This window comes from Micromonospora sp. ABR4_055 (genome assembly GCF_056160425.1).
In genome coordinates, this window is the sequence record NZ_JBSWXD010000273.1 from 1 (window position 1) to 4,159 (window position 4,159).

The 4,159-nt window shown below is 66.7% G+C and carries 1 protein-coding gene; it reads right to left on the reverse strand.

Annotated features, from left to right (window positions below; translation table 11 throughout):
• Nucleotides 1-109: 109 nt before the first annotated feature.
• Complete coding sequence (locus tag ACXAHD_RS31565) at nucleotides 110-3,997, reverse strand: DNA-directed RNA polymerase subunit beta' (RefSeq protein ID WP_281551897.1); 3,888 nt, start codon at nucleotides 3,995-3,997, stop codon at nucleotides 110-112.
• Nucleotides 3,998-4,159 lie beyond the last annotated feature (162 nt).

Below are 4,159 nucleotides of genomic sequence, written 5' to 3' on the forward strand. Positions count from 1 at the left end.
TAGAGGAAAAAAAAAAAGCAGGAAGGAAACAAGGAAAAAATGAAACGCTCCTCACCAACGCCTATAAACCACCAACCCCATCCCCCCGGACAGTCGTACCTGCCGCTGATCAGCGGTAGGAACCGAAATCGAAGTCGTCCAGCGGTACGGCCTGCCCGCTGGCCGGCCCGAACCCGTAGTCGGTCTCCGGGTAGCCGGTCATCGAGTAGACCTTCGCCTTCGCTTCCTCGGTTGGCTCGACCCGGATGTTGCGGTACTTGCTGATGCCGGTACCGGCCGGGATGAGCTTACCGATGATCACGTTCTCCTTGAGGCCGATCAGCGAGTCGCTGCGGGCGTTGATCGCCGCGTCGGTCAGCACCCGGGTGGTCTCCTGGAAGGAGGCCGCCGAGAGCCAGGAGTCGGTGGCCAGCGACGCCTTGGTGATACCCATGAGCATCGGCCGACCGGCGGCGGGCTCGCCGCCTTCGGAGACGAGCCGGCGGTTCTCCGACTCGAAGACCGCGCGGTCGACGAGCACACCGGGCAGCAGTTCGGTGCCGCCGGAGTCGATGACCGTCACCCGCTTGAGCATCTGCCGGATGATGATCTCGATGTGCTTGTCGTGGATCAGCACACCCTGCGAGCGGTAGACCTCCTGGACCTCCTGGGTCAGGTGGACCTGGACCGCCCGCGGGCCGAGGATCCGCAGCAGTTCGTGCGGATCGATGGTGCCCTCGGTGAGCTTCTCGCCGACGGTGACGTGGTCACCGTCGTGCACCCGCAGCCGGACCCGCTTGGAGACCTTGTCGTGGACGATCTCGTCGCTGCCGTCGTCCGGGATGACGACGATCTTCCGGGACCGTTCGCCGTCCTCGATCCGCACCCGGCCCGGGGTGTCGGCGATCGGCGCCTTGCCCTTCGGCACCCGGGCTTCAAAGATCTCCTGCACCCGGGGCAGACCCTGGGTGATGTCCTCACCGGCGACACCACCGGTGTGGAAGGTCCGCATCGTCAGCTGGGTGCCCGGCTCACCGATCGACTGGGCGGCGATGATGCCGACCGCCTCGCCGATGTCCACCGTCTTGCCGGTGGGCAGGGAACGCCCGTAGCAGGCACCGCAGACGCCCAGCTTGGACTCGCAGGTGAGCACGCTGCGTACCCGCACGTTCTCCACCCCGGCGGCGACCAGCTTGTCCACCAGGATCGAGTTGAGGTCCGCGCCGCGCTCGACCACGACCTCGCCGTCGGCGCCCTTGATGTCCTCGGCGAGGGTCCGGGCGTGCACGCCGGTCTCGGCGAATTCGTGCACCACCAGCTTGCCGTCGAGCCGCTCACCGACCTGCATGGTGATCGCCCGGTCGGTGCCGCAGTCCTCCTCGCGGATGATGACGTCCTGCGACACGTCGACCAGTCGACGGGTCAGGTAACCGGAGTCGGCGGTCCGCAGGGCGGTGTCGGCGAGACCCTTACGGGCACCGTGGGTGGAGATGAAGTACTCCAGTACCGACAGACCCTCCCGGTAGCTCGACTTGATCGGCCGCGGAATGATCTCGCCCTTCGGGTTGGCCACCAGGCCACGGATCGCCGCGATCTGGCGCAGCTGCAGCAGGTTGCCTCGAGCACCCGAGTGGATCATCTTCCACAGCGGGTTCTCGTGCGGCAGCGAGGTCTCCAGGTCCTTGGCGATCTCGTTGGTCGCCTTGGTCCAGATCTCGATCAGCTCGCCGCGCCGCTCTTCGCCGGTCATCAGACCACGCTGGTACTGCTTGTCGATCCGGGCGGCCTCCGCCTCGTACCGCTCCAGGGTCTCCTGCTTGTGCGGCGGTGCGACGACGTCCTGCATGCCGATGGTCACACCGGACCAGGTGGCCCAGTGGTAGCCGGCCTCCTTGAGCCCGTCCAGGGTCGCGGCGAGGGCCACCTTCGGGAACCGCTCGGCCAGGTCGTTGACGATCGCCGACAGCTGGCTCTTGCGGACCTCGTAGTTGACGAACCGGTAGCCGACCGGCATGACCTCGTTGAACAGCACCCGACCGAGGGTGGTGTCGACGATCAGCGGCGTACCCGGCTGCCACTCCTCGGGTGCTACCCAACGCGACGCGCCGGCGCCGTTGTCGACCTCGACCACGCCGTGCAGCCGGATCCGGACCGGCGACTGCAGGTGCAGTTCGCCGTTGTCGAACGCCATCCGGGCCTCGGCGTCCGAGCTGAACACCCGGCCCTCCCCGATCAGGCCCTCGGTCCGGTGGGTGAGGTGGTACAGCCCGATGATCATGTCCTGGGTCGGCATGGTCACCGGCTTGCCGTCGGACGGCTTGAGAATGTTGTTCGACGACAGCATCAGGATCCGGGCCTCGGCCTGCGCCTCGGCCGACAGCGGTACGTGCACCGCCATCTGGTCACCGTCGAAGTCGGCGTTGAAGGCGGTGCAGACCAACGGGTGGATCTGGATCGCCTTGCCCTCGACCAGCTGCGGCTCGAACGCCTGGATGCCCAGCCGGTGCAGGGTCGGTGCCCGGTTGAGCAGCACCGGGTGCTCGGAGATGACCTCTTCGAGCACGTCCCACACCACCGGCCGCTGCCGCTCGACCATCCGCTTGGCGGACTTGATGTTCTGCGCGTGGTTGAGGTCGACCAGCCGCTTCATGACGAACGGCTTGAACAGCTCGAGCGCCATCTGCTTGGGCAGACCGCACTGGTGCAGCTTCAGCTTGGGACCGACGACGATGACCGACCGGCCGGAGTAGTCGACCCGCTTGCCGAGCAGGTTCTGCCGGAACCGGCCCTGCTTGCCCTTGAGCATGTCGGACAGCGACTTCAGCGGACGGTTACCCGGGCCGGTGACCGGCCGGCCGCGACGACCGTTGTCGAACAACGCGTCGACGGCCTCCTGCAGCATCCGCTTCTCGTTGTTGACGATGATCTCGGGTGCGCCCAGGTCGATCAGCCGCTTGAGCCGGTTGTTCCGGTTGATCACCCGGCGGTACAGGTCGTTGAGGTCGCTGGTGGCGAACCGGCCACCGTCGAGCTGCACCATCGGGCGCAGGTCCGGCGGGATCACCGGTACGCAGTCCAGGACCATGCCCCCGGGCGAGTTCCGGGTGCTGAGGAACGCGGCGACCACCTTGAGCCGCTTCAAGGCCCGGATCTTGCGCTGGCCCTTGCCGCTGCGGATGATCTCCCGCAGGTTGTCCGCCTCGGCGTCCAGGTCCATGTGCTGCAGCAGGGTCTTGATCGCCTCGGCGCCCATCCCGCCGGTGAAGTACTCACCGAACCGGTCGCGCAGCTCCCGGTACAGCAGCTCGTCGGTGACCAGCTGCTTCGGCTCCAGCTTGCGGAAGGTGTCCAGCACCTCGTCGAGCCGGTCGATCTCCCGCTGCGCCCGGTCGCGGATCTGGCGCATCTCCCGCTCGCCGGACTCCTTGACCTTGCGGCGTACGTCGGCCTTGGCGCCCTCGGCCTCCAGCTCGGCCAGGTCGGCCTCCAGCTTGGCGGCCCGCTTCTCGATCTCCGAGTCGCGGCTGTTCTCCGACTGGCGCTTCTCCGCGAAGATCTCGTTCTCGATCGTCGACATGTCGCGGTGGCGCGCCTCGGCGTCGACCCCGGTCACAACGTACGACGCGAAGTAGATGATCTTTTCCAGGTCCTTCGGCGCCAGGTCGAGCAGGTAGCCGAGCCGGCTCGGGACGCCCTTGAAGTACCAGATGTGGGTGACCGGGGCGGCGAGCTCGATGTGCCCCATCCGCTCACGACGGACCTTGGATCGGGTCACCTCGACGCCGCACCGCTCACAGATGATGCCCTTGAAGCGGACGCGCTTGTACTTGCCGCAGTAGCACTCCCAGTCCCGCTGCGGGCCGAAGATCTTCTCGCAGAAGAGCCCGTCCTTCTCCGGCTTGAGGGTGCGGTAGTTGATCGTCTCGGGCTTCTTGACCTCGCCGTGGGACCACTGACGAATGTCGTCGGCGGTGGCGAGACCGATGCGCAACTCGTCGAAGAAGTTGACGTCGAGCACGTTTCGTGTCCCCTATGTCGTCGTCGCTACTGCTGGTTCACGGGGCCCGGGGGGGGGGGGGGGGGGGGGGGGGGGGGGGGGGAGGAGGGAGAAAACCCCCCCACCCAAAAACGACCCCCGCCAAGAAAGAGAAAAGGAAGACATCCTACCACCCCAAAAACA